This is a genomic window from Streptomyces sp. NPDC012474, assembly GCF_042955185.1.
In the GTDB taxonomy this organism is placed as follows: Bacteria; Actinomycetota; Actinomycetes; order Streptomycetales; family Streptomycetaceae; genus Streptomyces; species Streptomyces cahuitamycinicus.
Map to the genome: position 1 here is coordinate 27,421 of NZ_JBIBEP010000022.1, position 25,179 is coordinate 52,599.

A 25,179-nucleotide genomic window follows, 5' to 3' on the forward strand; every position below is an offset into this window, starting at 1 on the left:
CCGTTCCAGTCCGCTCCGGGTACCGGACGATTTCTCGTCATGTTAACGCGATCGGTTCGAGGGGCGTTCGGTCGTCCACAGGCTGTGCATGCCCGTGCGGCATCCCCGGGACGGCGAAAGGAAATGCGGATGCCGGGCTCCCCGCGCGCGGGGGAGGATCCGGGGCATGACCGATACGGCGGAACGCGACGATCAGGTGACGGACGAGGACCGGGGGCCGCGGCTGCGTGAGCGGCGGCTGGCCGCCCATCGCACGGCCCGGCGCGTGTTCGCGCGCTTCGGCTTCCACCAGACCCTCCGGGAGCGCCTGGCGGTGCTGGAGCAGGCGGAGGGCGTCCACGACCTGGACCAGTTGTCCGACCTGTACGGCGACGGTGTCGTCGAGGCGCTGGAGACGAAGGTCGCCGGGCTGCTCGGCACCGAGGCCGCCGCGTTCTTCCCGACGGGCACGATGGCCCAGCAGGTGGCCCTGCGCTGCTGGGCGGGGCGCACCGGGAACCCGGCCGTCGCCCTGCACGCGCTCAGCCATCCCGAGGTGCACGAGCGGAACGCGTTCAGCGAGGTCGGGGGCTTGCGTCCGCTGCGGCTGACGAGCGAGCCGCGGCTTCCGACCGCCGCCGAGGTACGCGACTTCGAGGAGCCCTTCGGGGCGCTGATGCTGGAACTGCCCCTCAGGGACGCCGGTTTCGTGCTGCCCGGCTGGGAGGAGCTCACCGAGGTCGTTCAGGCCGCGCGGGACCGGGACGCGGTGGTGCACTTCGACGGGGCCCGCCTCTGGGAGTCCACCGTCCACTTCGGGCGGCCCCTGGAGGAGATCGCGGGCCTGGCCGACAGCGTCTACGTGTCGTTCTACAAGTCCCTGGAGGCGTTCGGCGGCGCGGCGCTCGCGGGGCCCAGGGAGCTCGTCGAGGAGGCGAGGGCCTGGCGGCACCGGTACGGCGGGATGGTCTTCCAGCAGTTCCCCACGGCTCTGTCGGCGCTGGTCGGGCTGGAGCGGCAACTGCCCCGGCTGCCGGAGTACGTGGTCCACGCGCGCGTGGTGGCCGCCGCCCTGCGCGAGGGTTTCGCGGCGGCCGGGATGCCGTGGGCGCGCGTGCACCCGGAGGTGCCGCACACCCACGACTTCCAGGTGTGGCTGCCGTACGAGCCGGAGGTCCTCGGGGAGGCGGCGGTGCGGACGGCCGAGGAGACGGGGGTCGTGCTGTTCGGCAGCGCCTGGGACCGGGGCGGGCCCGGCCTGGCGCTGACGGAGGTGCATGTGCGGGCCGCCGGGCTGGAGTGGACCGCCGAGGACGTGAAGGCGGCGGTGGCGGAGTTCGTGGCCCGGCTGCCGGAACAGGTCAGGTAGGGCGCCGCCGCCACCGGTCCAGGGCGGCCCCGAACCGGTGGCGGACCGGGCGGCCCGCGAGGACCGCGTGGAACCGCCGTTCGCCGCGCCGCTGCGGTGCGACCCGCCGGTCGTGCGTGCCCGGCGCGGGCGGGACGGGCTCACCGAGGGAGCGGGCGCGGTAGGCGTCGAGGAGGTGCTGCTGCGTGATGCTCATGGTCAATCGCCTCTGCGGGACGGGGTGATGGAGGTCCGAGGGCTCCGCGGCCGCCCCGGTGCTCCCACCGTGCGTCCGCGCCGCACCCGGCGTCGCGTCGATTGACGAGGCCCGTCAATCGGCGGGGCGTTGTCAGTGGCCGGGTGCACCATGAGGGCATGAGCGTGCACATCGACATCAGGGGGCTGCGGCCGGAGGAGGTGGCCGTCGTGCCCTCGCCCCTGGCCGAGCTGGGCATGGCGCTGCACGCGCTGTCCGAACCGGCGCACCACCCGGGCCTGCAGGGCTGGGTGACGGGCGTGACGGCCCGGCTCGACCCGCATCTGGCCGACCGCATGTGCGAGGCGGACTTCCTGTGGCGGACGACGTTCTCGGACCTGTTCCTGCCCTGGGCCGGCCTGCCCGACCGGCACACTCTGCCGGGCGCCACCCTCGCCGAGGAGCTGGACCAGCTCGACAAGCTGTCCGACGAGCAGTTCGTGGACGCGGCACTGGAGTTCACCTGTGCCGTCGGCTACGACGCGTGCGGGCCGACGGCGCTGTCCGACGAGGAGACGCGCCGCCGCGCGCTGGACCTGGCCGCGGCGCGCGGACCGCTGCAACTGCGCTTCGGCGAGCGGCTGCTGGCCGACCCGCCCAGGATCCGGGCCTGGCTGCGGCAGTTCCTCCGGGACTGCGACGAGGCGTTCTTCGCGGAGGCCTGGTCCCGGCTGCGCCACCAGCTCGCGGCGGACGCCCGGCACAAGACGGACCTGCTGCGGCGCAAGGGCCTGGCCGAGGCGCTGGCCGCGGTGTCCCCGGCGATCACGCTCGACGAGACCTCCGCCCGGATCTCGGTCGACAAACTGGGCGACGGCCGCACGGCCACGGGCGACGGCGGCCTGCTGCTGGTCCCCACCAGCCTCGGCTGGCCGCACCTGATGGTCCTGCACCGGTACGGCTGGCAGCCGGTGCTGCACTACCCGGTCGGCTCCCCGGAGCCGGCCGCACCGCAGACGCTCGAACAGCTGGCCATGCGGATGACCGCGCTGTCCCATCCGGTCCGGATGCGCATGTGCCGCCATCTGGCCCGCAGCGCGCACACCACCAGCGAGCTGGCGCAGGTGCACGGCATGACGGCCCCGGAGATATCCCGGCATCTGGCCGTGCTGAAGAAGGCGGGGCTGATCACCACCCGCCGCCGCGGCCGCTATGTCCTGCACCAGCTGGACGTGACGGTGGTGGCCCGGCTCGGCAGCGAGTTCCTGGAAGGGATCCTCAGGTAGCCGGCGGGCAGCCGGCCCGCGGGTCAGCCGTGCCCGCCGGCTCGCACCAGCCCCGTCTCGTAGGCCAGGACCACGACCTGCACCCGGTCCCGGAGCCCGAGCTTGGTCAGGATGCGGCCCACGTGCGTCTTCACCGTCGCCTCCGACAGCACCAGCCGCGCCGCGATCTCGCCGTTGGAGAGCCCCTGCGCGACCAGCATCATGACCTCGCGCTCCCGCTCGGTGAGGCGCTCCAGCTCCTTGTGCTGGGGCTGCTTGGTGCCGGGCAGCATCGGGGCGAAGCGGTCCAGGAGGCGCCGGGTGGTGGAGGGCGCCACGACCGCGTCACCGCTGTGCACGGCCCTGATCGCGGTCAGCAGCTCAGCCGGCGGCACGTCCTTGAGCATGAAGCCGGAGGCGCCCGCCTTCAGCCCGGAGAAGGCGTACTCGTCGAGGTCGAAGGTGGTCAGGATGAGCACCTTCGGCGGGTCGGTGTCCGCGCAGATCCGGCGGGTCGTCTCCACCCCGTCGAGCTTCGGCATGCGGACGTCCATCAGCACCACGTCGACCTCGGCCGTCCGCAGCTCCTGGAGGGCCTCGACGCCGTCGCCCGCCTCCGCCACGACCTCCATGTCCGGCTGGGCGGCGAGCACCATCCGGAACCCGGTGCGCAGCAGCACCTGGTCGTCGACGAGCATCACGCGGATCGTCATCGGGCCTCTTTCTGTCGGGATCGTTACAGGTGTCAGTGAGGGGCGTGTGCCGGGATCAGTGCGCGGGTTTGAGCGGCAGCAGGGCACTGATGCGGAATCCTCCGCCCGGGCGCGGACCCGCGTCCAGGGTGCCGCCGACCATACCGACCCGCTCGCGCATGCCGATCAGACCGTGGCCCTGGCCGTCGAACCCGCCCTCCTCGTACAGCTCGTGCGGGGCGCCCTTGCCGTCGTCCTCGACGAGCAGGCCGAGGCCGTCGTCGAAGTAGACCAGGCGGACGCTCGCGCCCACGTTGGGTCCGCCGTGCTTGCGGGTGTTGGTGAGCGCCTCCTGCACGATGCGGTAGGCGGTGAGCTCGACGCCGCTGGGCAGCGGGCGGGGCGTGCCCTCGACCTTGAAGTCGACGGGCAGTCCGGAGCCGCGGCACTGCTCGACGAGGTCCTCGATCTGCTGCACGTCGGGCTGCGGGACGTACTCGCCGGCCTCCTGGTGTTCGCCGGTGCGCAGCACGCCGAGCAGGCGGCGCATCTCGGCGAGGGCCTGGCGGCCGGTGGAGGAGATGGTCTCCAGGGCCTTCTTCGCCTGGTCGGGCGCCGCGTCGAGGACGTAGGCGGCGCCGTCGGCCTGGACCACCATCACCGAGACGTTGTGCGCGACGACATCGTGCAGTTCGCGTGCGATCCGGGCCCGTTCGGCGGCGACGGCGACCTTGGACTGCGCCTCGCGCTCCTTCTCCAGGCGGGCGGCCCGCTCCTCCAGCTGCGCGAAGTAGGCGCGCCGGGTGCGGATGGAGTCGCCGAGCACCCAGGCGAGGGCGAAGGGGACGGTCTGCAGGACCGCCAGGGCGATGTCACCCGCCACACCGGTCTGTTCGCTCGACCAGCGCAGCTGTGCCAGGGGGGCGGCACACAGGCCGGCGACCAGCGCGAAGCGGGAGGCCCAGCGGGCACCTTCCGCCGCGACCGTGTAGACGATCACCAGCATGGCGAAGTCCGCGGGCAGGATCGCGACGTCGGTGATCAGCTGCGCCACACCGACCGCGGCCGCCAGCACCAGCATCTTCTCCGGCATCCGGCGGCGCAGCGCGACCACGAGGCTCAGCAGCAGCGTGACCGGGATGACGGCGGCCCACGGGCCGATCCGCTCTCCCGCCGCCCCGCCCAGCGTCGAGATCCCGAGGAGGACCACGGCCCAGAAGCCGTCGACCCACATCGGGTGCCTGCGGAGGAAGTCATAGAGGCGCTGCACGTAACCCAGCGTAGGGAAGGGGGATAGGTGCAGGGGTCAACCGGAGGACCGATCCGCACCGGGCGCGTGTACTCCGCAAGGTGGAGTTGCGTTCGTTGTGTCCGCATAGCCTGGCCCGGTGACGGCAGGGACGAGGCAAGAGTGGCCGGAGTGGCGCGGGTGGCGTGCGGCGGCGCAGGACGCCCTGTACGCGCCGGGGGGCTTCTACCGGCGCGCGGAGGGACCGGCCGGGCATTTCCGGACGTCCGTGCACGCGTCGCCGCTCTTCGCCGGGGCCGTGGCGCGGCTGCTGTGCCGGGTCGACGAGGCGCTCGGACGCCCGGCGGCCCTGGACTTCGTCGACATGGCGGCCGGGCGGGGCGAGCTGACGGGCGGGGTGCTCGCCGCGCTGCCCGCCGACGTGGCGGCCCGCACGCGCGCGTACGCCGTCGACATCGCCGAACGGCCGGCCGGCCTCGATCACCGGATCGAGTGGCTGGCCGAGCCCCCGCAGGGGACGACCGGGCTGCTGTTCGCCAACGAATGGCTGGACAACGTGCCCCTGGAGGTCGCTGAGGTGGACGCCGCGGGCGTCGCGCGGCTGGTGCTGGTCCGGGAGGACGGGAGCGAGCGGCTCGGCGATCCGGTGGACGGGGCGCAGGCGCGGTGGCTTCAGCGGTGGTGGCCGCTGCCCGGCGAGGAGGGGGTGCGGGCCGAGATCGGCCTCCCCCGGGACGAGGCGTGGGCCGCGGCGGTCGCGACGCTCGGGCGGGGGCTCTCCGTGGCCGTGGACTACGCGCACACGGCGGACACCCGGCCCCCTTACGGGACGCTGACCGGCTTCCGCGACGGCCGCGAGACCACACCGGTGCCGGACGGCTCCTGCGACATCACCGCGCACGTCGCCCTGGACGCGTGCGCGCTGCCCGGAGGACGCGTGCTCCCCCAGCGCGAGGCGCTGCGCACCCTGGGCGTGACCGGCGCGCGCCCCCCGCTCACGCTGGCCTCCACCGACCCCGCCGCATACGTACGCGCCCTCGCGAGCGCCGGAGAGGCCGCCGAGCTCACCGCGGCGGCCGGGCTGGGCGGCTTCGGCTGGCTGGTCCAGCCGCTCGGGATCCCGGACCCGCTCCAGGGATGAGCCCTACTTGTCGATGTCCCCGACCACGAAGAACATCGACCCCAGGATCGCCACCATGTCCGCGACCAGCGTCCCCGGCAGCAGCTCCGTCAGCACCTGGATGTTGTTGTACGACGCCGAACGCAGCTTCAGCCGGTACGGGGTCTTCTCGCCCTTGCTGACGAGGTAGTAGCCGTTGATGCCGAGGGGGTTCTCGGTCCACGCGTACGTGTGGCCCTCGGGGGCCTTCAGAACCTTGGGGAGCCGCTGGTTGACCGGCCCGGGCGGCAGCTCGGCGAGCCGGTCGAGGCAGGCGTCGGCCAGGTCCAGCGCGTTGTGCGTCTGCTCCAGGAGGCACTCGAAGCGGGCCAGGCAGTCGCCCTCCTGCCGGGTGACCACCTTCAGCGTGTCCTGGAGGTCGCCGTAGGCGAGGTAGGGCTCGTCCCGGCGCAGGTCGAAGTCGACGCCGGAGCCGCGGCCGATCGGCCCGCTGACCCCGTACGCGTGCACGGCCTCCGGGGTGAGGACACCGACGTTCCTGGTGCGGCCGCGGAAGATCTCGTTGCCGAGCACCAGGTCGTCGAAGCGGTCCATGCGGGAACGCACGTCGGCGACGGCGGTCCGCGCGCGCGTGGTCCACCCGGCCGGCAGGTCCTCCTTGAGGCCGCCCACGCGGTTGAACATGTAGTGCATCCGCCCGCCGGAGATCTCCTCCATGACGTGCTGGAGCTCCTCGCGCTCCCGGAAGGCGTAGAAGATCGGGGTGATCCCGCCCAGTTCCAGCGGGTACGAGCCGAGGAACATCAGGTGGTTGAGCACCCGGTTCAGCTCGGCGAGCAGCGTGCGCAGCCACACCGCGCGCTCGGGGACCTCCATGCCGAGCATCCGCTCCACGGCCAGGACCACGCCCAGCTCGTTGGAGAACGCCGACAGCCAGTCGTGGCGGTTGGCGAGCATGATGATCTGGCGGTAGTCGCGCGCCTCGAACAGCTTCTCCGCGCCGCGGTGCATGTAGCCGATCACCGGCTCCGCGTGCCTGATGCGCTCGCCGTCCAGGACGAGCTTCAGCCGCAGCACACCATGGGTGGAGGGGTGTTGCGGCCCGATGTTGAGCACCATGTCGGTGCTCTCCGCGGCGCCGCCGATTCCGACCATGGTCTCCGTCGTAGGAGTCATGGACACAGTCTCTCCTACGTACGCTGGCCCCATGGATACGGGGAGTCCGCAGGACACGGGACCGGACGCGTCGCAGAGCACGATCGAGGCCGCCGGGGGCGAGCCGGTGTGGATCGCGCTGCCGCCCGGCCTGCTGAAGATGCGCCGGCTGCTGCTGGTGGTGTGGCTCGGGCTGATCACCCTGGCCGCCGGGCTGGTGCCGGGGCTGCTGGCCGGGCCCGCCTGGGCCGCCTTCGCGCTGCCGCCGCTGGCGCTGCTGGTCTGGGGCTGGGTGATGCTGGAGCGCAACTGGCGTTCCTGGCGGTACACCGAGCGCGCAGACGACCTGCTGATCAGCCGCGGTGTGCTGTGGCGCGAGGAGACGGTCGTGCCGTACGGGCGGATGCAGCTGGTCGAGGTGACCTCCGGGCCCGTCGAGCGGCACTTCGGGCTGGCCAGCGTGCAGCTGCACACGGCCGCCGCGTGGACCGACGCGACCATCCCCGGCCTGGACCCGGCCGAGGCGGAGCGGCTGCGCGACCGGCTCACCGAGCTGGGCGAAGCCCGGTCGGCGGGGCTGTGACGGCGCCGGGGGGCGCCGAGGCCTCGAAGGCCGCCGCCGAGACCACCGAGACCGCCGAGACCACCGAGACCACCGCCGAGGTCACCGAGACCACCGCCGAGACCACCGAGACCACCGCCGAGGTCACCGAGCGGCGGCTGCACCCCGTCACCCCGCTGCGCCGCGCCTGGGCGCCGGTCGCCGTGCTCATCGGCTGGGCCGTGCACGACCCCGACGGGGCGCAGCGCCATCTGACCCGGCTGACGACGACCACGCTGCTGATCGGCCTCGCCGTGCTCGTCCCGGCCGCCGCCCTCTACGGCTTCTGCTCCTGGTGGTTCACGCACTTCGCGGTGACCGAGAGCGAACTGCGCATCCGTACCGGGCTCGTCTTCCGGCGCGCGGCGCACATCCGGCTGGAGCGGATCCAGGCGGTCGACGTCACCCAGCCGCTGCTGGCCCGGGTCGCGGGCGTCGCCAAGCTGAAACTCGACGTCATAGGCACCGACAAGAAGGACGAACTGGCCTTCCTCGGCGCCGACGAGGCGCGGACGCTGCGGGCCGAACTGCTCGCCCGGGCGGCCGGTTTCGCACCCGCGACCGCCCACGAGGTCGGTGAGGCCCCCTCCCGGCAACTGCTGCGGGTGCCGCCCGGCGTTCTCGCCCTGTCGCTGGTGCTGACGGGCGCGACCTGGGCGTCGCTGGCCGCGGCGCTCGTCGTCCCGCCGGTGCTGTGGCTCGTCACCCACAGCCTGTGGACGGTCCTCGCGGTCGCCCTGCCGCTGCTGGGCGCGGCGGGCGCGAGCAGCGTCGGGCGGTTCGTCGCCGAGTACGACTGGACGCTGGCCGAGTCGCCCGACGGGCTGCGCATCGACCACGGGCTGCTGGACCGGTCCCACGAGACGGTGCCGCCGGGGCGGGTCCAGACCGTGCGGATCGTCGAACCGCTGCTGTGGCGGCGGCGCGGCTGGGTCCGCGTGGAACTGGACGTGGCGGGCTCGTCCAACTCCGTGCTGGTGCCGGTCGCTCCGCGCGAGATCGCCGAGGACGTCGTCGCGCGCGTGCTGCCGGGGGTGAGCGTGCCGGGACCGGCGTCCCTGTCACCGGCGCCGCGCAGTGCCCGCTGGTGCGTGCCGTTGTGGTGGCGCGGATACGGACTCGCCGTCACGGACGCGGTGTTCGCGTCCCGGTCCGGGCTGCTGCGGCGGAGCCTGGCGCTGGTGCCGCACGCCAAGGTGCAGAGCGTGCGGTTGACTCAAGGGCCGTGGGAGCGGGCCCGGGGCCTCGCCGACGTGTGTGTGGACACGGGCGCGAACAAGACCGTACGAGCCCGGCTGCGGGACGCGGCCGAGGCACGCGAACTGCTGGCGGCGCAGGCGGAGCGGTCCCGCACGGGGCGCCGGGACGCGCGGCCGGACCGCTGGATGGCCTGACCGCCCCAACGCCGAGGGCCCCTCGGCCGTAGCCGAGGGGCCCTGTTCGTCGGAACGAGCGTCAGGACACCGCGCTGCGCAGCCCCTGCACGTCGATCTGCTCCGTCTCGTCGTGCGCCGTCAGGTCGATGACCTGGCCGATACCGCGCGACTCCTCGTCGGCCGGCTTGTAGCGGGCCTCGGTCTCGGCCTTGTGCAGAGCGAGCGCCTCCTGGCCGACGACATCGGCGAGGTCCTCGTTCTGCACGGCCTCCAGGGCCGCCCGCGAGGTGCCCGCCTTGGTGCCGAAGAAGTCGAACCCGCCCCCGGCCTGCGGACGGCGCACCGGCGACTGCGGCGGGACGGCCACGGCGGTCGGCACGGCGTAGTGCCCGGAGCGCCGGCCCGCGGGCTGCTCGGCCCGCGCGGGCTCCGGGAGCCGGCCGGTCCCGTCGTCCGGCACGGCGGTCTCAGCGGTCGTGCGCTCGTGCCCGTCATCCGCGTCGGACTGCGCCGGTGCCTCGTCCTTCGGCGCCTGCTCCCGCTGCTCCGCCCGCTCTTGCTCCGGCTGCTCGGGCTCGGGCTCCTGCTCCTGCGCGGGCTCAGCGTCCTCGCCCTTCGGTACGCCGTCGCCGTCGCCGTCGCCGCCGCCGTCCGGGTCCGGGACCGGCACCGTCTCGCCGTCGAACCGGGCGAGTGCGGCCGCGGCCCGCAGGAACAGCCGGGAACCCTCGGGCGAGAACACGGCGGGAACCGCGGCCTCCTCCTCCACGGCGCCGGCTGCGGGCGCCTCGTCCGCAGCCGGCGCGGTGTCCACCCTGTCCGCCGTGTCCGACGCCCCCGCCGGCAGCGCGGCCCGTACCGGAGCCGTCGCCTCTATCTCGAGCATCCGGCGGTCTTCGAGGACGCTCGCGCGTTCGGCCTCCGCCGTGGCGTACCGGCGCAGCAGCGCGGCGTGCTCGTTGCGCAGACCGGCCAGTTCCGTGCGCTTGGCGCGCAGCCGCTGCTCCAGCTTCGCGCGCAGCTCGCGCGACTCCTCCAGGTCGGCCTCCAGTTCGGCGACCCGCTCCTCGAAGCGCCACTCGTCGCTCGCACGCGCGCGCGTGAGATCGGCGACGCGCTTGCCCGCCTGGGTGTCCCAACGGCGCAGCACGACCGCGCCGATGACCGCCGTCACCGCGGCGGCCGCGGCCAGAGCGCGGAGCGCCATCGGCTCCGTGAACAGCCAGGGCCCCAACGCGCAGACGAGGGAGACGCCTGCGATCGCCGACGGGGGGAGCATCCTGTGCAGGGGCGGGGAATGGCGGTGACGTCCACGTGGCATGGCCAGAAACTTACCGCGCGTAGGCGAATCATGGTGACCCACCCCGCAAAAACAAAACCACACCGAAACGTTCACACGGCATCAGAACTCGGGGAGAACCGGAATCGGCCGCTCGCCCAATTCCCAAGATCATTTCAACGCGGGGTCAGCCGCCCGCTCATCCACTCCAACGCCGCCGGAATCTCTCGCCGCCATGTGTTGAAGTTGTGCCCGCCGCTTTCCAGCACGATCGACGAGATCCCCGTCCGCCCGGTGTCCTTCACCCGCTCTATGAACCTCAGCGTGTCCCGGTAGTTGGTCTCGCCCCGCTTGCTGCTGCTGACCAGCAGGGACGTGTCGGGAGCGGGCATGTGCGCGAGGTACCACCACAGGTCGGCGCGATTGCGCAGCGCCTTGTCGCCCTGGAAGAGATCGCCTGTCGTGGCGTCGACCGGCGCCTTGTAGTACGCCGACAAGCCCGCCCCGGCGGCGTACACACCGGGATGGTGCAGAGCCATCTTCAACGCGCAGTAGCCGCCCGTGGAGTTGCCGATGATGCCCAGACCACTCGCCTTTCGGGCCACCCTGTAGTGCGAGCGCAACGCGTCGGGGAGGTCCTTCGCGAAGAACGACTCGGTCTGCGGACCACCCGGGATGTCGACGCACTCCGTGTCCCGGGGCGGCGCCACGGTGGGCCGCAGCATCACGAGGATCATCGGCTCCGCCCGGCCCGCCCGGGCCAGTTCCAGAGCGGTTCGCGGATAGTGCAGCTTCTCTACCAGCGCCGACGCCGTACCCGGATAGCCGGTCAGCACGACGGCCGCCGGGAACTCGTGGGTGCGGTACCGCGGCTGGAAGTACTCCGGCGGCAGATAGACGTACGCGGGCGTGGCGATCCGCGTCGTACGGCCCACGATGTCGACCTGCTGGACCCGGCCGCCGGCCCGGGGCAGCGCGGTGCCCGCCCCCGGCACCCGGCGCGAGCCGACCACCTCCAGCGGACCGCCGCCCGGGGTGTGGTCGACGACCACGCCCTGGTCCTTCTCCTGCCCGAACAGGTCCGCCCAGCTCGCGTAGAAGCCGAAGGCCTGGTTGGCGGCGAGGCCCACCGCGGCGAACAGCGCGAGCTGGGTGCCCAACAGCAGGCCGATACGCCCGGCCACCGCACGCCGACTGCGCCGGGCCAGCCGTGGCCACAGCCAGACCGTGCCGGCGAACAGCAGCACGGCCGACAGCACCGCCAGCACCAGCACCTTGTTGCTCGTCAGACCCATGGGTTGGTTACCTGTCCGCACTCTCTGTCCGGGCCGGCCCGCGATCATTCCTTCGCGCGGGCTTGCCCCGGACTTTCCTTGGCCTTTGAAACGGCTTTGACGTGGGGAGTGAACCTCTTCCCCCGAGACACCGTCCTAGAGGGCGCAATGTCGCCGGATGCCCGAATCGGCACCGGATCCAAGGTCTCTCGCAGAACTACGGGATGCGATGTCTGTCAGGACAGATGAGGAAATGTCGGGCGAGGTTCCGCGTCGCGACAGCGGCACGGCCCGTCCGGGCCGGGCGAGCCGGATACCGCGCGGGCCACGCCCCGAGGCCGTCCCCGTCCTCGTCGGCAGAGCCTGCGCCCTGGTGGGCGCCCTGGACATCGCCGCGGGCGTCTTCCCCCGCTTCCGGCACAGCCGGATGCACGCCATCGCCGAGGTCCTGCCCGGCGCGCTCGGCCCGTTCGCGGCCGCCCTGTCCCTCAGCACCGGCGTGCTGTTGCTGCTGCTCGCCCACGGCCTCAAGCGCGGCAAGCGCCGGGCCTGGCGAGCGGCGGTGGCCCTCCTGCCCGCCGGTGCCGTCGCGCAGTTCACCTACCGGCACTCGCTGCTGGGCGTGCTGATCTCCCTGGCACTGCTGGCGCCCCTGCTGCGCCACCGGGACCAGTTCAACGCCCTGCCCGACCCGCGCAGCCGCTGGCGGGCGCTGGCCAACTTCGTCCTCATGAGCGCCGGTTCGCTCCTGCTCGGGCTGCTCGTCGTCAGCGTCCACGGCGAGCGCATCGTCGGCGACCCCAGCCTCGCCGACCGCATCACCCACGTCATCTACGGCCTGTTCGGCTTCGAGGGCCCGGTCGCCTACCAGGGCGACACCTCCTGGACCGTCGCCTTCTCCCTCGGCGCCCTCGGCCTGCTCACCGCCGTCACCACCATCTACCTGGCCTTCCGCCCCGAACACCCCGCCGCACGGCTCACCGAGGAGGACGAGGCCCGGCTGCGCGTCCTGCTGGAGAAGCACGGGCGCCGCGACTCCCTCGGCCACTTCGCCCTGCGCCGCGACAAGGCCGTCGTCTTCTCCCCCAGCGGCAAAGCCGCGGTGACCTACCGCGTGGTCTCCGGCGTGATGCTCGCCAGCGGCGACCCGATCGGCGACGTCGAGGCCTGGCCCGGCGCCATCGAACGGTTCATGGACGAGGCCAGGGCCCACTCCTGGACCCCCGCCGTCATGGGCTGCTCCGAGACGGGCGGCGAGGTGTGGACCCGCGAGACCGGGCTCGACGCCCTCGAACTGGGCGACGAGGCGGTGGTGGACGTCGCGGATTTCTCCCTTGCCGGCCGCGCGATGCGCAACGTGCGCCAGATGGTCAAGCGCATCGAGCGCGCCGGTTACGAAACCCGGGTACGACGTGTCCGTGACCTCGGCGAAGCCGAACTGGAGCGCATCCGGCAGGCCGCCGACGACTGGCGCGGCACCGACACCGAACGCGGCTTCTCCATGGCCCTGGGCCGCGTCGGCGACCCCGCCGACGGCGACTGCCTCATCGCCACCGCCCACAAGCAGGACGACCACCCCGGCCCCTACGGCGACCTGAAGGCGATCCTGCACTTCGTGCCCTGGGGCACCGACGGTGTCTCCCTGGACCTGATGCGCCGCGACCGCTCGGCCGACCCCGGCATGAACGAACTGCTCATCGTGGCCGCCCTCCAGGCAGCCCCCAAGCTGGGCATCGCACGCGTCTCCCTCAACTTCGCCATGTTCCGCGCGGCCCTCGCACGCGGCGAGAAGATCGGCGCCGGCCCGGTACTGCGCGCCTGGCGCGGACTGCTGGTCTTCCTCTCCCGCTGGTTCCAGATCGAGTCCCTGTACAAGTTCAACGCCAAGTTCCGGCCGCGCTGGGAGCCGCGCTTCGTCGTCTACCGCGCCTCCGCCGACCTGCCCCGCATCGGTTTCGCCGCCATGCAGGCCGAGGGCTTCGTCACCCTCGCCCTGCCCCTGCCGCGCGTCCTGCGCCGGCGACGCCGGGCCGTCCACCGCCCGTGCGCCCACGGCACCGCGGAACGGGGTGTCCGGGCGGCGTAGCCCGGCACGTCGGACGGGGCCGTCGCCCGGGCCGCAGCGCCTGACGGCCCCCGCCGGGGCCTACGCTGAACATATGAGCAACCAGAGCGGACGCGGGCGCGTGGCGGGCCTACCGGAACGGGACCGCTGCGCGGTCATGGGAGTCGTGAACGTCACCCCCGACTCCTTCTCCGACGGCGGCCGCTTCTTCGACACCACGGCCGCCGTCAAGCGGGGCCTGGACCTGGTCACCGAGGGCGCCGACCTGGTCGACGTCGGCGGCGAGTCCACCCGCCCCGGAGCCACCCGGGTCGACGAGGCCGAGGAACTGCGCCGCGTCGTCCCCGTCGTGCGCGGGCTGGCCTCCGAGGGCGTCACGGTCTCCGTCGACACCATGCGCGCCTCCGTCGCGGAACGGGCCCTCGCGGCCGGTGCCGCCCTCGTCAACGACGTCAGCGGCGGTCTCGCCGACTCCCGCATGATCCCGGCCGTCGCCGACGCCGGAGCCCCCTTCGTCGTCATGCACTGGCGCGGCTTCCTCCAGGGCGGCAACGTCAGGGGCGAGTACAACGACGTCGTCAGCGAAGTCGTCGACGAACTCCGCGCGCGCGTGGAGGCCGTCCTGGCCGGAGGCATCGCTCCCGACCGCGTCATCGTCGACCCCGGCCTCGGCTTCTCCAAGGACGCCGAGCACGACCTCGCCCTCCTCGCGGGCCTCGACCGGGTCCTCGCCCTCGGCCACCCCCTGCTCATCGCCGCGTCCCGCAAACGCTTCCTCGGCCGGGTCCTCGCCGGCCCCGACGGGCCGCCGCCACCCGCACGTGAACGCGACGCGGCCACCGCCGCCGTCTCCGCGCTCGCGGCGCACGCCGGCGCCTGGGCGGTCCGCGTGCACGAGGTCCGGGCCACGGCCGACGCGGTCCGCGTCGCCCGCGCCGTCGCGAGGGCGCGCACCCGCACAGAGGGAGCCCGGTGAGCGCCCCGCACACCGACGTCGAGCAGGTCGAGGCCGCCAACACCGCCTTCTACGAGGCACTGGAGCAGGGCGACTTCGAGGAACTGGCGTCGCTCTGGCTGACCCCTGCCGACCTGGGCGTCGACGAGAGCTACCACGACCCGGCCGACACCGGGGTGGTCTCCTGCGTGCACCCCGGCTGGCCCGTGCTCACCGGCCGCGGCGAGGTCCTCCGGTCGTACGCGCTGATCATGGCGAACACCGACTACATCCAGTTCTTCCTCACCGACGTGCACGTCTCGGTCACCGGCGACACCGCCCTGGTGAACTGCACCGAGAACATCCTCAGCGGCGGCCCCGCCCCCGAGGGCGCCGGCGAGGAGCTCGGCCCGCTCGTCGGGCAGCTCGTGGTCGCCACCAACGTGTTCCGGCGCACGCCCACGGGGTGGAAACTCTGGTCGCACCACGCTTCCCCCGTCCTGGCCGAAACCGACGAGGACGAACAGGACGACACCCCCGCCTGAGTGGGTAGGCGGCATGAAGTGGTTGGAATCACGGACGCCCGGGTAGGGGCGGCTACCAACCTGTGCACCGAAGGGTTTCCCAGGGGAAACGCCGGATGAATCCTGCCGGGCCCGGCCGAAGCTCCCACCCCGTGGCCCGGGCCCGCCCGTGCTCGCAGGTAGATTCGACCGAGGCCGGTGTGCCGACCGCACACGGCACCGCCCGGCCCTGACCGACGATTGCAGGAGTGATTCGCGTGGATCGTGTCGCGCTGCGCGGCCTGAAGGCCCGCGGGCACCACGGCGTGTTCCCCCGGGAACGCGAAGAGGGCCAGACCTTCATCGTGGACCTCGTCCTCGGCCTGGACACCCGACCGGCCGCGGCCGACGACGACCTGGCGAAGACCGTGCACTACGGCATCGTGGCGGAGGAGGTCGTGGCCGTCGTCCAGGGCGAGCCCGTGGACCTCATCGAGACGCTCGCCGAGCGCATCGCCCAGGCCTGTCTGCAGCACGAGGGAGTGCAGGAGGTCGAGGTCTGCGTCCACAAACCGGACGCCCCGATCACCGTCCCCTTCGACGACGTGACCGTCACCATCACCCGGAGCCGAGCATGACCGCGCCCTTCATCAAGGGTCCGACCGACCCGACCGTACAGCCGGTACCCGCCTCCGTCGTCGAGAAGGTCGACGCCGCCGACACCACCCTGTCCAACCCCAAACGGGCCGTGGTCGCCCTCGGCTCCAACCTCGGCAACCGCCTGGAGACCCTCCAGGGGGCCATCGACGCCCTGGAGGACACGCCCGGCGTCCGCATCAAGGGCGTCTCCCCTGTCTACGAGACCGAGCCCTGGGGTGTGGACCCGGGCAGCCAGCCCGCCTACTTCAACGCCGTCGTGGTCCTCAAGACCACCCTCCCGCCCTCCTCGCTCCTGGAGCGCGCGCACGCGGTCGAGGAGGCCTTCCACCGCGTCCGGGACGAGCACTGGGGTCCCCGCACCCTCGACGTCGACATCGTCTGCTACGCCGACGTCGTCTCCGACGACCCGCAGCTCACCCTCCCCCACCCCCGCGCCCACGAACGCGCCTTCGTCCTGGCCCCCTGGCACGACCTGGACGCCGAGGCGCAGCTGCCCGGCCGCGGGCCGGTCGCCGGTCTGCTGGACGCCGTCACCCGCGACGGGGTGACGCCCCGCGAGGACCTGGAACTCCGGCTGCCGGAGTAGCCGTTAAGGTCAAGACGGCCGCGAACCGGGCCGGAAGCCGGGGGAACCGAAGGGACACCGTGAGAGAGCTGCGTATCCGGGTGCTGGCCGGCGTCTTCGTCGTGGCCGGCGTCCTGTCCTGGGCGGGCGCCCGCCTGTGGAACTCGGTCGGAACGCTCCCCAGCGTCCCCCTGGCCGCCCCCGTCGTCCTGGCCGTGATCGCCGTGATCCTGCTGGCCACGGCGCTCTCGATCCGCGCCCGTCTCAAGGCCCAGCGCGAGCGCCGCCCCGAGGCCAAGGGCGTCGACCCCCTCATGGCGGCCCGAGCGGTCGTCTTCGGCCATGCCAGCGCCCTGGTCGCCGCCCTCGTCGTCGGCATGTACGGCGGCACCGGCGTCTTCCTCCTGGAATCCCTCGACATCCCCGCCCGCCGCGACCAGGCCGTCTACGCCGGCTTCTCCGTCCTCGCGGGCATCGGCGTCATAGCGGCCGCCATCTTCCTGGAGCGCGTCTGCAAGCTCCCGGAGGACGACGAGAACGACGGCACGGGGGCGGCGCCGACCGTGTGAGGCCCCAGGGCTGCGTCAGCGGGCCATGATGAGGCTCATGGCCTCATTACGGGTCGCCGAGTCGCGCAGCTGCCCCCGGACCGCCGAGGTGATCGTCTTCGCGCCCACCTTCCGGACTCCGCGCATCGACATGCACATGTGCTCGCACTCGACCACGACGATCACGCCACGCGGCTCCAGGATCTCCATCAGGGAGTCGGCGATCTGCGTGGTGAGTCGTTCCTGCACCTGTGGGCGCCGGGCGTAGACGTCCACGAGCCGGGCGAGCTTCGACAAGCCTGTGATCTTGCCTTCGACGGACGGGATGTAGCCGACGTGCGCGACACCGACGAACGGCACGAGATGATGCTCGCAGGAGCTCAGGACTTCGATGTCCTTCACGAGGACCATCTCGTCGTGCCCTAGGTCGAACGTCGTCGTCAGCACGTCCTCGGGCTTCTGCCACAGCCCCCCGAATATCTCCTTGTACGCCCGCGCCACCCGCGCCGGCGTCTCCCTCAGGCCCTCACGGTCCGGGTCCTCGCCGACCGCGATCAGCAGTTCGCGTACGGCGTTCTCGGCGCGCTTCTCGTCGAACTCGCCGATCTGGCCCTCGCCGTCCAGCGTCACGGGGTCGGTCATCTGGTGCCTCGTTCCTGTGTCCTTCTCGGTGGGCCTGCAGGATGGCGCAAAGCCGCGCCCCCCAGGCTAAAACCTGGGGGGCGCGGCATCCATTCCGGGGCCGTGGGCCAGCCGGGAGCCCGGTCAGCTCTCGGGACGGTCCTCCGGGGTCCGCTCGGGCGCCGGGGCGGGCTCCGCCACGGTGCTCTTCGCGGTGGAGATGGCCGGCGTCGCGCCGTTCGCCCCGTTCGTCAAGGCCAGCTCCTTGGGGGAGAGGACCGGGGGACGGGTGGACGGCGTACGGCGGGAGGACCCCGTCCAGGCGGGCCGCGGCGGGCGCTTGACGATGGGGGCGAAGATCTCGGCGATCTCCTCCTTGCCCAGCGTCTCCCTCTCCAGCAGCTGCAACACCAGGTTGTCGAGGACGTCGCGGTTCTCGACCAGGATCTCCCACGCCTCGTTGTGCGCGGTCTCGATGAGCTTCTTGACCTCTTCGTCCACGAGCGCGGCGACCTCTTCCGAGTAGTCGCGCTGGTGAGACATCTCACGGCCGAGGAAGGGCTCGGTGTTGTCGCCACCGAACTTGATCGCGCCGAGACGCTCGGTCATGCCGTACTGCGTGACCATCGCACGAGCCAGACCGGTGGCCTTCTCGATGTCGTTGGCGGCACCCGTGGTCGGGTCGTGGAAGACGAGCTCCTCGGCCGCGCGGCCGCCCAGCATGTAGGCCAGCTGGTCCAGCATCTCATTGCGCGTGGTCGAGTACTTGTCCTCCTCCGGCAGCACCATCGTGTAGCCGAGGGCCCGGCCTCTCGACAGGATCGTGATCTTGTGGACGGGATCGGAGTTCGGCGAAGCCGCCGCGACCAGGGCGTGTCCGCCCTCGTGGTACGCGGTGATCTTCTTCTCCTTGTCCGACATGATCCGGGTCCGCTTCTGCGGGCCCGCGACCACACGGTCGATCGCCTCGTCGAGCATGTGGTTGTCGATCAGCTTCTTGTCGCTGCGAGCCGTCAGCAGAGCGGCCTCGTTCAACACGTTGGCCAGATCGGCACCCGTCATACCGGGCGTACGGCGGGCCATGGCCGACAGGTCGACGTCGGGCGCGACCGGCTTGCCCTTCTGGTGGACCTTGAGGATCTCCAGACGGCCCTGCATGTCCGGGCGGTCGACGGCGATCTGCCGGTCGAAGCGGCCGGGGCGCAGCAGCGCCGGGTCGAGGATGTCGGGCCGGTTCGTCGCGGCGATGAGGATCACGCCGCCCTTGACGTCGAAGCCGTCCATCTCGACGAGGAGCTGGTTCAGGGTCTGCTCGCGCTCGTCGTGACCGCCGCCGAGGCCGGCGCCGCGGTGGCGGCCGACCGCGTCGATCTCGTCGACGAAGACGATCGCCGGGGCGTTCGCCTTGGCCTGCTCGAACAGGTCACGGACCCGGGAGGCACCGACACCGACGAACATCTCGACGAAGTCGGAACCGGAGATCGAGTAGAAGGGGACGCCCGCCTCGCCCGCGACGGCACGCGCGAGCAGGGTCTTGCCGGTGCCGGGAGGCCCGTAGAGCAGGACGCCCTTCGGGATCTTGGCGCCGACCGCCTGGAACTTGGCCGGCTCCTGGAGGAACTCCTTGATCTCGTGGAGCTCCTCGACGGCCTCGTCGGATCCGGCGACGTCGGAGAAGGTGGTCTTGGGGGTGTCCTTGGTGATGAGCTTGGCCTTGGACTTCCCGAAGTTCATGACCCGGGAGCCGCCGCCCTGCATCTGATTCATCAGGAACAGGAACACGACCACGATCAGCACGAAGGGCAGCAGGGAGAGCAGGATGCCGACGAACGGGTTCTGCTTGGACGGCGAAACCGTGTAGCCGTCCGGGATCTGCTTGTCCTGGTACTTGTTCTGCAGCGTGTTGGCGAGGTCGACACCCTGGGTGCCGATGTAGCTCGCCTGGATCTTCGAGCTGTCCTCGACCTTTACGCCGTCTTTGAGCGTGACCTTGATGATCGATTCGTCACCGGTGGTCAGCTTGGCCGACTCGACCTTGTTCTGGTTGATCGCCTGGACGACCTGGCCGGTGTCCACCGTCTTGTAGCCGCCGGACGAGCCGACGACCTGCATCAACACGACCACGGCGAGGACGGCCAGCACGATCCACATGACCGGCCCACGGAAGTATCGCTTCACGTCCATCCATACGGAGCGGTGCCGCCCCGTCCCTCCTGCCATAGTGAGTTTGATAAAGACTGTTCTTCGGACGGTACCCCAGCATTGTCACCTGAAGCCGCGTGGGACAGCTGGCGATCCGCCTACGCCTGCTCCAACGGCGGGAAGCCCGCTGGGGTTCCCGATCACCGGTACGGCACCCCGGACGGGGTTTCAGCCGCCGTACACGTGGGGCGCGAGCGTACCGACGAACGGGAGGTTGCGGTACTTCTCGGCGTAGTCGAGGCCGTATCCCACGACGAATTCGTTGGGGATGTCGAATCCGGCCCATTCCACGTCGATGGCCACCTTCGCGGCCTCGGGCTTGCGCAGCAGCGTGCACACCTTGAGGGATGCGGGCTCGCGCGAGCCGAGGTTGGAGAGCAGCCAGGACAGGGTCAGGCCGGAGTCGATGATGTCCTCGACGATCAGGACGTGCTTGCCCTTGATGTCGGTGTCGAGGTCCTTCAGGATCCGCACCACACCGGAGGACTGGGTGCCCGCCCCGTACGAGGATACGGCCATCCAGTCCATGGTGACGGGGGTGGACAGCGCCCGGGCGAGGTCGGCCATGACCATCACCGCGCCCTTGAGGACTCCGACGATCAGCAGGTCCTTGCCCGCGTACTCCGCGTCGATCTTCGCAGCCAGCTCGGTCAGCTTGGCGTCGATCTCTTCTTTGGTGATGAGCACCTTCTCGAGGTCGGCACCCATGTCTTTCGCGTCCACCCGCATCACTTTCGGTCGTCCCAGCGGCCGAGCGGCCCCTCCTGGCGACTGCGGGGAGGGGTCGTGGTTCAGCCTTGCCGAATCACCAGTCTGCCACCCTGCCGCCGGGCCACGACCTTGCCGGGGAGGTTGATGGCTCCCTGCCCGCGCCAGCCGGTGATCAGCCGGTCGATTTCCTCGATGTGACGGGCGAACAGCGACCCGGCGGGTGCCCCGGCCTCGATGGCGGCCCGGCGCAGGACGCGGCGGCGTACGGCGGGCGGCAGGGCGTAGAGCTTGGCGCACTCCAGGAGCCCCGCGGCGTCGCGGACGGTGGCCTCGGCCTGACAGGCCCAGGAGTCGAGGGCGTCGGCGTCGTCGCGGGAGAGCCGGGCCGTACGGGCGAGGGCCTCGACGACGCCTTTGCCGAGGGCCTTCTCCAGGGCGGGCAGGCCCTCGTGGCGCAGCCGGGAGCGAGTGTAGGACGGGTCGGCGTTGTGGGGGTCGTCCCAGACGGGCAGGGACTGGACCATGCAGGCCTTGCGGGCGGTCTGGCGGTCCAGTTCCAGGAAGGGGCGCCGGTAGCGGCCGCCGGCCCCCGAGACCGCGGCCATTCCGGACAGGGAGCGGATGCCGGAGCCGCGGGCGAGGCCGAGCAGGACGGTCTCGGCCTGGTCGTCACGGGTGTGGCCGAGCAGGACGGCGGCGGCGCCGTGGCGTTCGGCGGCGGTGTCGAGCGCGGCGTAGCGGGCGTCCCGGGCGGCGGCCTCGGGCCCGCCGGCGCGGCCGACGGTGACGACGACGGAGTCGACGGGGTCGAGGCCGAGTTCACGCAGGCGCTGGACGACTTCCGCGGCGCGCAGATCGGAGCCGGGCTGGAGGCCGTGGTCGACGGTCACGCCGCCGGCCCTGATGCCCAGCTTGGGTGACTCGAAGGCGAGGGCGGAGGCGAGGGCCATGGAGTCGGCGCCGCCGGAGCACGCCACGAGCACGAGCGGCGGGGGCGGGGGCGCCTCGCTGCTCGAGCGCAGCCTGGAGCTCGGGGGATGCTGGTGCGGGAGGGCGTGCGGGACCGCGGCGGGGGCGCGGTGGTGTTCGGTGAGGAGGTCGTGGAGGACGCGGCGGACCGCCAGGCGTATCGCCGCGACCGCAGGATGGGGACCCATGTCCGGTTCCCTTCATGAAATTTTCGGGGGGTGAGCCCGCGTGTCGGTCACGCAGAGTGTGTAGATGGTGACAGAACCGGGCCGTTCCCCGAGCATTGCACGCCTACCCCTGCCTCACGGTCCCTCGGACGGGTGATTGGAGGGGCGTTCGCCTGCCGTCGGCCGGTTCCCTTTCACGACCTTCCCGCGATGTTCACTACTCGGCCCTGCGGTGCACCCGCGCGACCCAGTCCGCCGGTTTGGCGATCTCCGACTTGGTGGGGAGGGTGTTGGGCGAGGTCCACACGCGGTTGAAGCCGTCCATGCCGACCTCGTCGACGACGGCCCGCACGAAGCGTTCGCCGTCCCGGTACTGGCGGAGCTTGGCGTCCAGGCCGAGCAGCTTGCGCAGCGCCAGATCCAGGCGGGAGGCGCCCTTGGCGCGGCGCTGCTGGAACTTCTCGCGGATCTCCCCGACGCTCGGTACCACCGCCGGGCCGACGCCGTCCATCACGAAGTCGGCGTGGCCCTCCAGCAGGGACATCACGGCCGTGAGGCGGCCGAGGATCTCGCGCTGGGCGGGGGTCTGGACGATCTCGACGAGTGAGCGCCCGCCGTCGTCCTCCTCGGCCTCGGGGCGGCCTCCGGCGAGGCTCTGGGCGGCTTCCCGGACGCGTTCCAGGACGGTCATGGGGTCGACGTCGGTCTCCTGGAGGAAGGACTGGATTTCACCCTCCAGGTGGTCCCGCAGCCAGGGCACGGCGGTGAACTGGGTGCGGTGCGTCTCCTCGTGCAGGCACACCCAGAGCCTGAAGTCGTGCGGGTCGACGTCGAGTTCGCGCTCCACGTGGACGATGTTCGGGGCGACGAGCAGGAGCCTGCCGCCGCCGTTCGCGCCGGAGGGGAGTTCGCGGGTGGCCGGGGCGAAGGTCTCGTACTGGCCGAGGACGCGGGAGGCCAGGAAGGACAGCAGCATGCCCAGTTCGACGCCGGTGACCTTGCCGCCGACGGCGCTCATGACCGAGCCGCCGGGGGTGTCGCCGCGCCGTTCCTGCATCTTGTCGAGCAGGGGCCGGAGGATTTCCCGGAACCCGGCGACGTTCGCCCGGATCCAGCCCGGGCGGTCGACGACGAGGACGGGGGTGTCGTGCCCCTCCTCGGTGCCCAGACGGGTGAATCCGCGGACGTGTTCCTCCGAGGCCTTGGCATGCCGGCGCAGCTCCGCGACGACGGCCCTGGCCTCGTCGCCACTGACCTCTGGGCCCGGCCGTACGAGCCGGGTCGCGGTCGCGACCGCGAGATTCCAGTCGACCATGCCGGTTGAAGCACCACCGATGCTCGTCATGCGTCAACCGTACGTGAGCGCCGAGCAGTGGGGCAGGGCGGCGAGGGCTGGGTGCCGGTCGTGGGGGCGGGTGGGTGGCGGTCACCTGCAGCCGCATGCCGCCAGCGCACTCGCGATGCGGTCCAGCGCCTGCTGGGTCGCCGCCGGCCTGCCGGGGTCCGTGTCCGTGGCCATGAACGCGAAGGCGAGCAGGCGGCCGTCCTCGTCGACCAGGGTGCCCGCGAGGGTGTGGACGCCCGAGAGAGTGCCGGTCTTGGCACGGACGACGCCGGATGCTCCGTCCGTGTAACGGGTGGTCAGGGTGCCGGTGAAGCCGGCTACGGGCAGGCCGGTGAGGGCCGGGCGGAGCTCGGGGTGGGAGGGGTCGGCCGCCTTGGCGAGCAGGGCGGTGAGGAGGTCGGGGGTCAGCCGGTCGGCGCGGTTCAGGCCGCTGCCGTCCTTGAAGGCGGCGCCCTTCACGGGAAGGCCGAGTTTGCGCAGCTGGGAGCCGATGGCCTTGCCCGCACCGGCGAAGTCGGGCCGGTTGCCCGTGGCGATGGCCGTCTGGCGGGCGAGGGCCTCGGCGATGTCGTTGTCGCTGTTGGTCAGCATGCGTTCGACGACGGCGGAGAGCGGGGGCGAGGAGACCGCCGCGAGGGTCTTGGCCCGGGTCGTGGCCTTGGACGGGCCGGGGGCCGTGGTCTTGATGCCGTGGGACTTCAGCATCTCCCCGAACCGGCGGGCCGCGTCCGCCGCCGGGTCCGTCACGCGCTGGGCCGGGCCGCTCACCGAGTCGTTCGTGCGGCCCTCGTCGGCCATGAGGGGGGTGACGCGGGCGAGATTGCCGTCGACCCCGATCGGGTGCATTTCATCGCCCGCGTAGCGGGTCGTGTCGTAGGAGAGGGTCACCTCGCGCACGCCCCGGTCGGCGAGGGCTGCGGCCGTCCCGGCGGCCAGGGTGCGCAGGCCGGCCGCGCCGTCGGTGCTCTCGCGGGCGGTGAGCGTGGGGTCGCCGCCGCCGACCAGGACGACTTCCCCGGTGTCGGGTTCCAGCGCGGCGCGGGTGGTGAGGCGGTGGTCGGCGCCCATCGCGGACAGTGCGGCGACGGCCGTGGCGACCTTCGTCGTGGAGGCCGGGGTGAACGCGGTGTCCGACGCCTTGCCGAACAGGCGTCTGCCGGTGGTCACGTCGATGACCGCGGCGGCGGGCCGGGGACCGAGGGCGGGGTCCTTCAGCAGGGGCGTGAGGGCGTCCGTGAGGGCCTTGCCGTCCGGGGCGGACTTCACCGTGCTGACGCCGCCGAGGCCGGTCAGCACCGGTCCGGCGCTGGGTGCGGGCCGGGGCCGACCGGGCGCGCCGGGGGCGCTGCCGTGATCTGCGCCACCCGAGCGGCCCAGGGCCACGGCCCGGTCCCGCTCGGCCGTACGCTGACCCGAGGAGTCCCAGGGACCGGCGGCGGTCACCACACCGGCGGTCAGTGCGAGTCCGGCGGTGGCGGCGCCCGCGGTGTACTGCCAGGTCTTCGGCAGCGCCTTCGCGACCTGCGGTTTTCCGGCTCGTGCGAGCCGCGCGAGCCGCGGTTTCGTGGCTGCTGCGGCCCGGACCAGGCGCGGTCGTACGGCATCCGCGAGCCGCACCACGTGCGGCTTCGCGGCCCGCCAAGGCCTCAGCTCTGGCACGACCACCAGCCCCTTTCGCGATCACACACCTGCGTGAGGGACACTTAACCACCAGAACTATGTGTTGATCATGGAGGAGCCACCGGTGGAGTTCGACGTCACGATCGAGATTCCGAAGGGTTCGCGCAACAAGTACGAGGTGGACCACGAGACCGGTCGTATCCGCCTGGACCGGCGACTCTTCACCTCGACCGCCTACCCGACCGACTACGGCTTCGTCGAGAACACCCTCGGCGAGGACGGCGACCCGCTGGACGCGCTGGTCATCCTCGACGAGCCGACGTTCCCGGGCTGCCTGATCCGCTGCCGGGCGATCGGCATGTTCCGCATGACGGACGAGGCGGGCGGCGACGACAAGCTGCTGTGCGTGCCGTCGACGGACCCGCGCGTGGAGCACCTGCGGGACATCCACCACGTGTCGGAGTTCGACCGCCTGGAGATCCAGCACTTCTTCGAGGTCTACAAGGACCTGGAGCCGGGCAAGTCGGTCGAGGGTGCCGACTGGGTGGGCCGCACCGACGCCGAGGCCGAGATCGAGCGGTCCTACAAGCGCTTCAAGGACCAGGGCGGTCACTGACCCCTTTTCTTGATGCTCACGGGCCGCACGCCTGCGTGTGCGGCCCGTTCGTCCGTCTGTGCGCATACTGAGGCTGTGGGGGGTACGAGGCTGACGTGTCGTACAGGGAGCGCCAGGCA

The 25,179-nt window shown here is 72.1% G+C and carries 24 protein-coding genes; 12 read left to right on the forward strand and 12 right to left on the reverse strand.

From position 1 onward, the window contains the following. Positions 1 to 166: 166 nt before the first annotated feature. Complete coding sequence (locus ACFY9S_RS34715; protein ID WP_391136675.1) at positions 167 to 1,348, forward strand: beta-eliminating lyase-related protein; 1,182 nt, start codon at positions 167 to 169, stop codon at positions 1,346 to 1,348. On the opposite strand, the gene ACFY9S_RS34720 is transcribed toward ACFY9S_RS34715, so the two are convergent. Further along, on the reverse strand, positions 1,341 to 1,544 hold the full coding sequence (locus ACFY9S_RS34720; RefSeq protein ID WP_391136678.1) for a hypothetical protein: 204 nt from the start codon (positions 1,542 to 1,544) through the stop codon (positions 1,341 to 1,343). The two genes, ACFY9S_RS34715 and ACFY9S_RS34720, sit on opposite strands and share 8 nt — an antisense overlap. Before the next feature lie 158 nt (positions 1,545 to 1,702). Here ACFY9S_RS34720 and ACFY9S_RS34725 point away from each other — a divergent pair, with 158 nt between their 5' ends. Continuing rightward, the gene (locus ACFY9S_RS34725) at positions 1,703 to 2,809 is read left to right on the forward strand and encodes a DUF5937 family protein (protein WP_391136681.1); all 1,107 of its coding nucleotides are present in this window, start codon (positions 1,703 to 1,705) and stop codon (positions 2,807 to 2,809) included. A 23-nt stretch (positions 2,810 to 2,832) separates the two neighbouring features. On the opposite strand, the gene ACFY9S_RS34730 is transcribed toward ACFY9S_RS34725, so the two are convergent. After that, positions 2,833 to 3,501 carry a response regulator gene (locus ACFY9S_RS34730; RefSeq protein ID WP_391136684.1) on the reverse strand — a complete coding sequence of 223 codons (669 nt, stop codon included), beginning with the start codon at positions 3,499 to 3,501 and terminating at the stop codon, positions 2,833 to 2,835. A 55-nt stretch (positions 3,502 to 3,556) separates the two neighbouring features. After that, the gene (locus ACFY9S_RS34735; RefSeq protein ID WP_391136687.1) at positions 3,557 to 4,750 is read right to left on the reverse strand and encodes a histidine kinase; all 1,194 of its coding nucleotides are present in this window, start codon (positions 4,748 to 4,750) and stop codon (positions 3,557 to 3,559) included. A 118-nt stretch (positions 4,751 to 4,868) separates the two neighbouring features. Here ACFY9S_RS34735 and ACFY9S_RS34740 point away from each other — a divergent pair, with 118 nt between their 5' ends. Further along, positions 4,869 to 5,870 carry an SAM-dependent methyltransferase gene (locus ACFY9S_RS34740; RefSeq protein WP_391136690.1) on the forward strand — a complete coding sequence of 334 codons (1,002 nt, stop codon included), beginning with the start codon at positions 4,869 to 4,871 and terminating at the stop codon, positions 5,868 to 5,870. 3 nt (positions 5,871 to 5,873) lie between these two features. Here ACFY9S_RS34740 and ACFY9S_RS34745 read toward each other — a convergent pair whose 3' ends face one another. Beyond that, positions 5,874 to 7,025 carry an NADH-quinone oxidoreductase subunit D gene (locus ACFY9S_RS34745; protein ID WP_391136693.1) on the reverse strand — a complete coding sequence of 384 codons (1,152 nt, stop codon included), beginning with the start codon at positions 7,023 to 7,025 and terminating at the stop codon, positions 5,874 to 5,876. Positions 7,026 to 7,056: 31 nt separating this feature from the next. On the opposite strand from ACFY9S_RS34745, the gene ACFY9S_RS34750 reads away from it, so the two are divergent. Together ACFY9S_RS34750 and ACFY9S_RS34755 are read left to right on the forward strand one after the other, a co-directional pair. Further along, entirely contained in the window at positions 7,057 to 7,587 is a 531-nt protein-coding gene (locus ACFY9S_RS34750; RefSeq protein WP_102910134.1) for a PH domain-containing protein, read from the forward strand. 137 nt (positions 7,588 to 7,724) lie between these two features. Continuing rightward, positions 7,725 to 8,999 (forward strand): PH domain-containing protein, encoded by a 1,275-nt coding sequence (locus tag ACFY9S_RS34755; RefSeq protein ID WP_391136956.1) that lies wholly within the window; start codon positions 7,725 to 7,727, stop codon positions 8,997 to 8,999. A gap of 61 nt (positions 9,000 to 9,060) precedes the next feature. Here ACFY9S_RS34755 and ACFY9S_RS34760 read toward each other — a convergent pair whose 3' ends face one another. Together ACFY9S_RS34760 and ACFY9S_RS34765 are read right to left on the reverse strand one after the other, a co-directional pair. Next, on the reverse strand, positions 9,061 to 10,302 hold the full coding sequence (locus tag ACFY9S_RS34760; RefSeq protein WP_391136696.1) for a hypothetical protein: 1,242 nt from the start codon (positions 10,300 to 10,302) through the stop codon (positions 9,061 to 9,063). A 134-nt stretch (positions 10,303 to 10,436) separates the two neighbouring features. Then, a complete protein-coding gene (locus tag ACFY9S_RS34765) occupies positions 10,437 to 11,555 on the reverse strand; it encodes an alpha/beta hydrolase-fold protein (protein WP_391136699.1) in 1,119 nt (372 codons plus the stop codon). A gap of 232 nt (positions 11,556 to 11,787) precedes the next feature. Between ACFY9S_RS34765 and ACFY9S_RS34770 the strand changes: the two genes are divergently transcribed. The 6 genes from ACFY9S_RS34770 (at position 11,788) to ACFY9S_RS34795 (ending at position 16,830) form a co-directional block, all read left to right on the forward strand. Then, positions 11,788 to 13,620, forward strand: coding sequence for a phosphatidylglycerol lysyltransferase domain-containing protein (locus tag ACFY9S_RS34770; protein ID WP_391136702.1), 1,833 nt, complete (start codon positions 11,788 to 11,790; stop codon positions 13,618 to 13,620). 73 nt (positions 13,621 to 13,693) lie between these two features. Then, complete coding sequence (gene folP, locus ACFY9S_RS34775) at positions 13,694 to 14,575, forward strand: dihydropteroate synthase (protein ID WP_391136705.1); 882 nt, start codon at positions 13,694 to 13,696, stop codon at positions 14,573 to 14,575. After that, entirely contained in the window at positions 14,572 to 15,078 is a 507-nt protein-coding gene (locus tag ACFY9S_RS34780) for a nuclear transport factor 2 family protein (protein WP_391136708.1), read from the forward strand. The genes folP and ACFY9S_RS34780 overlap by 4 nt, the downstream gene beginning before the upstream one ends. Positions 15,079 to 15,314: 236 nt before the next feature. Continuing rightward, entirely contained in the window at positions 15,315 to 15,674 is a 360-nt protein-coding gene (gene folB / locus ACFY9S_RS34785; protein WP_102910140.1) for a dihydroneopterin aldolase, read from the forward strand. Continuing rightward, positions 15,671 to 16,282, forward strand: a complete 612-nt coding sequence (gene folK, locus ACFY9S_RS34790; RefSeq protein WP_391136711.1) for a 2-amino-4-hydroxy-6-hydroxymethyldihydropteridine diphosphokinase — start codon at positions 15,671 to 15,673, stop codon at positions 16,280 to 16,282. Before folB ends, folK begins: the two co-directional genes overlap by 4 nt. A gap of 59 nt (positions 16,283 to 16,341) precedes the next feature. After that, positions 16,342 to 16,830 (forward strand): DUF3180 family protein, encoded by a 489-nt coding sequence (locus ACFY9S_RS34795; protein WP_391136714.1) that lies wholly within the window; start codon positions 16,342 to 16,344, stop codon positions 16,828 to 16,830. Positions 16,831 to 16,845: 15 nt separating this feature from the next. On the opposite strand, the gene folE is transcribed toward ACFY9S_RS34795, so the two are convergent. From folE to dacB, 6 genes are all read right to left on the reverse strand, one after another. Beyond that, positions 16,846 to 17,451, reverse strand: a complete 606-nt coding sequence (gene folE / locus ACFY9S_RS34800) for a GTP cyclohydrolase I FolE (RefSeq protein WP_391136717.1) — start codon at positions 17,449 to 17,451, stop codon at positions 16,846 to 16,848. A gap of 123 nt (positions 17,452 to 17,574) precedes the next feature. Further along, on the reverse strand, positions 17,575 to 19,614 hold the full coding sequence (gene ftsH / locus ACFY9S_RS34805; RefSeq protein ID WP_102913045.1) for an ATP-dependent zinc metalloprotease FtsH: 2,040 nt from the start codon (positions 19,612 to 19,614) through the stop codon (positions 17,575 to 17,577). Positions 19,615 to 19,800: 186 nt separating this feature from the next. Next, a complete protein-coding gene (gene hpt / locus ACFY9S_RS34810; protein WP_102913044.1) occupies positions 19,801 to 20,361 on the reverse strand; it encodes a hypoxanthine phosphoribosyltransferase in 561 nt (186 codons plus the stop codon). A 62-nt stretch (positions 20,362 to 20,423) separates the two neighbouring features. Then, positions 20,424 to 21,500: a tRNA lysidine(34) synthetase TilS gene (gene tilS, locus ACFY9S_RS34815; RefSeq protein WP_391136720.1), complete on the reverse strand. Its 1,077-nt coding sequence runs from the start codon at positions 21,498 to 21,500 to the stop codon at positions 20,424 to 20,426. A gap of 196 nt (positions 21,501 to 21,696) precedes the next feature. After that, positions 21,697 to 22,824: a zinc-dependent metalloprotease gene (locus tag ACFY9S_RS34820; RefSeq protein WP_391136723.1), complete on the reverse strand. Its 1,128-nt coding sequence runs from the start codon at positions 22,822 to 22,824 to the stop codon at positions 21,697 to 21,699. Positions 22,825 to 22,905: 81 nt separating this feature from the next. Beyond that, entirely contained in the window at positions 22,906 to 24,489 is a 1,584-nt protein-coding gene (dacB, locus tag ACFY9S_RS34825) for a D-alanyl-D-alanine carboxypeptidase/D-alanyl-D-alanine-endopeptidase (protein ID WP_391136726.1), read from the reverse strand. Positions 24,490 to 24,568: 79 nt separating this feature from the next. On the opposite strand from dacB, the gene ACFY9S_RS34830 reads away from it, so the two are divergent. Then, positions 24,569 to 25,060 carry an inorganic diphosphatase gene (locus tag ACFY9S_RS34830; protein ID WP_007452023.1) on the forward strand — a complete coding sequence of 164 codons (492 nt, stop codon included), beginning with the start codon at positions 24,569 to 24,571 and terminating at the stop codon, positions 25,058 to 25,060. Positions 25,061 to 25,179: the final 119 nt, after the last annotated feature.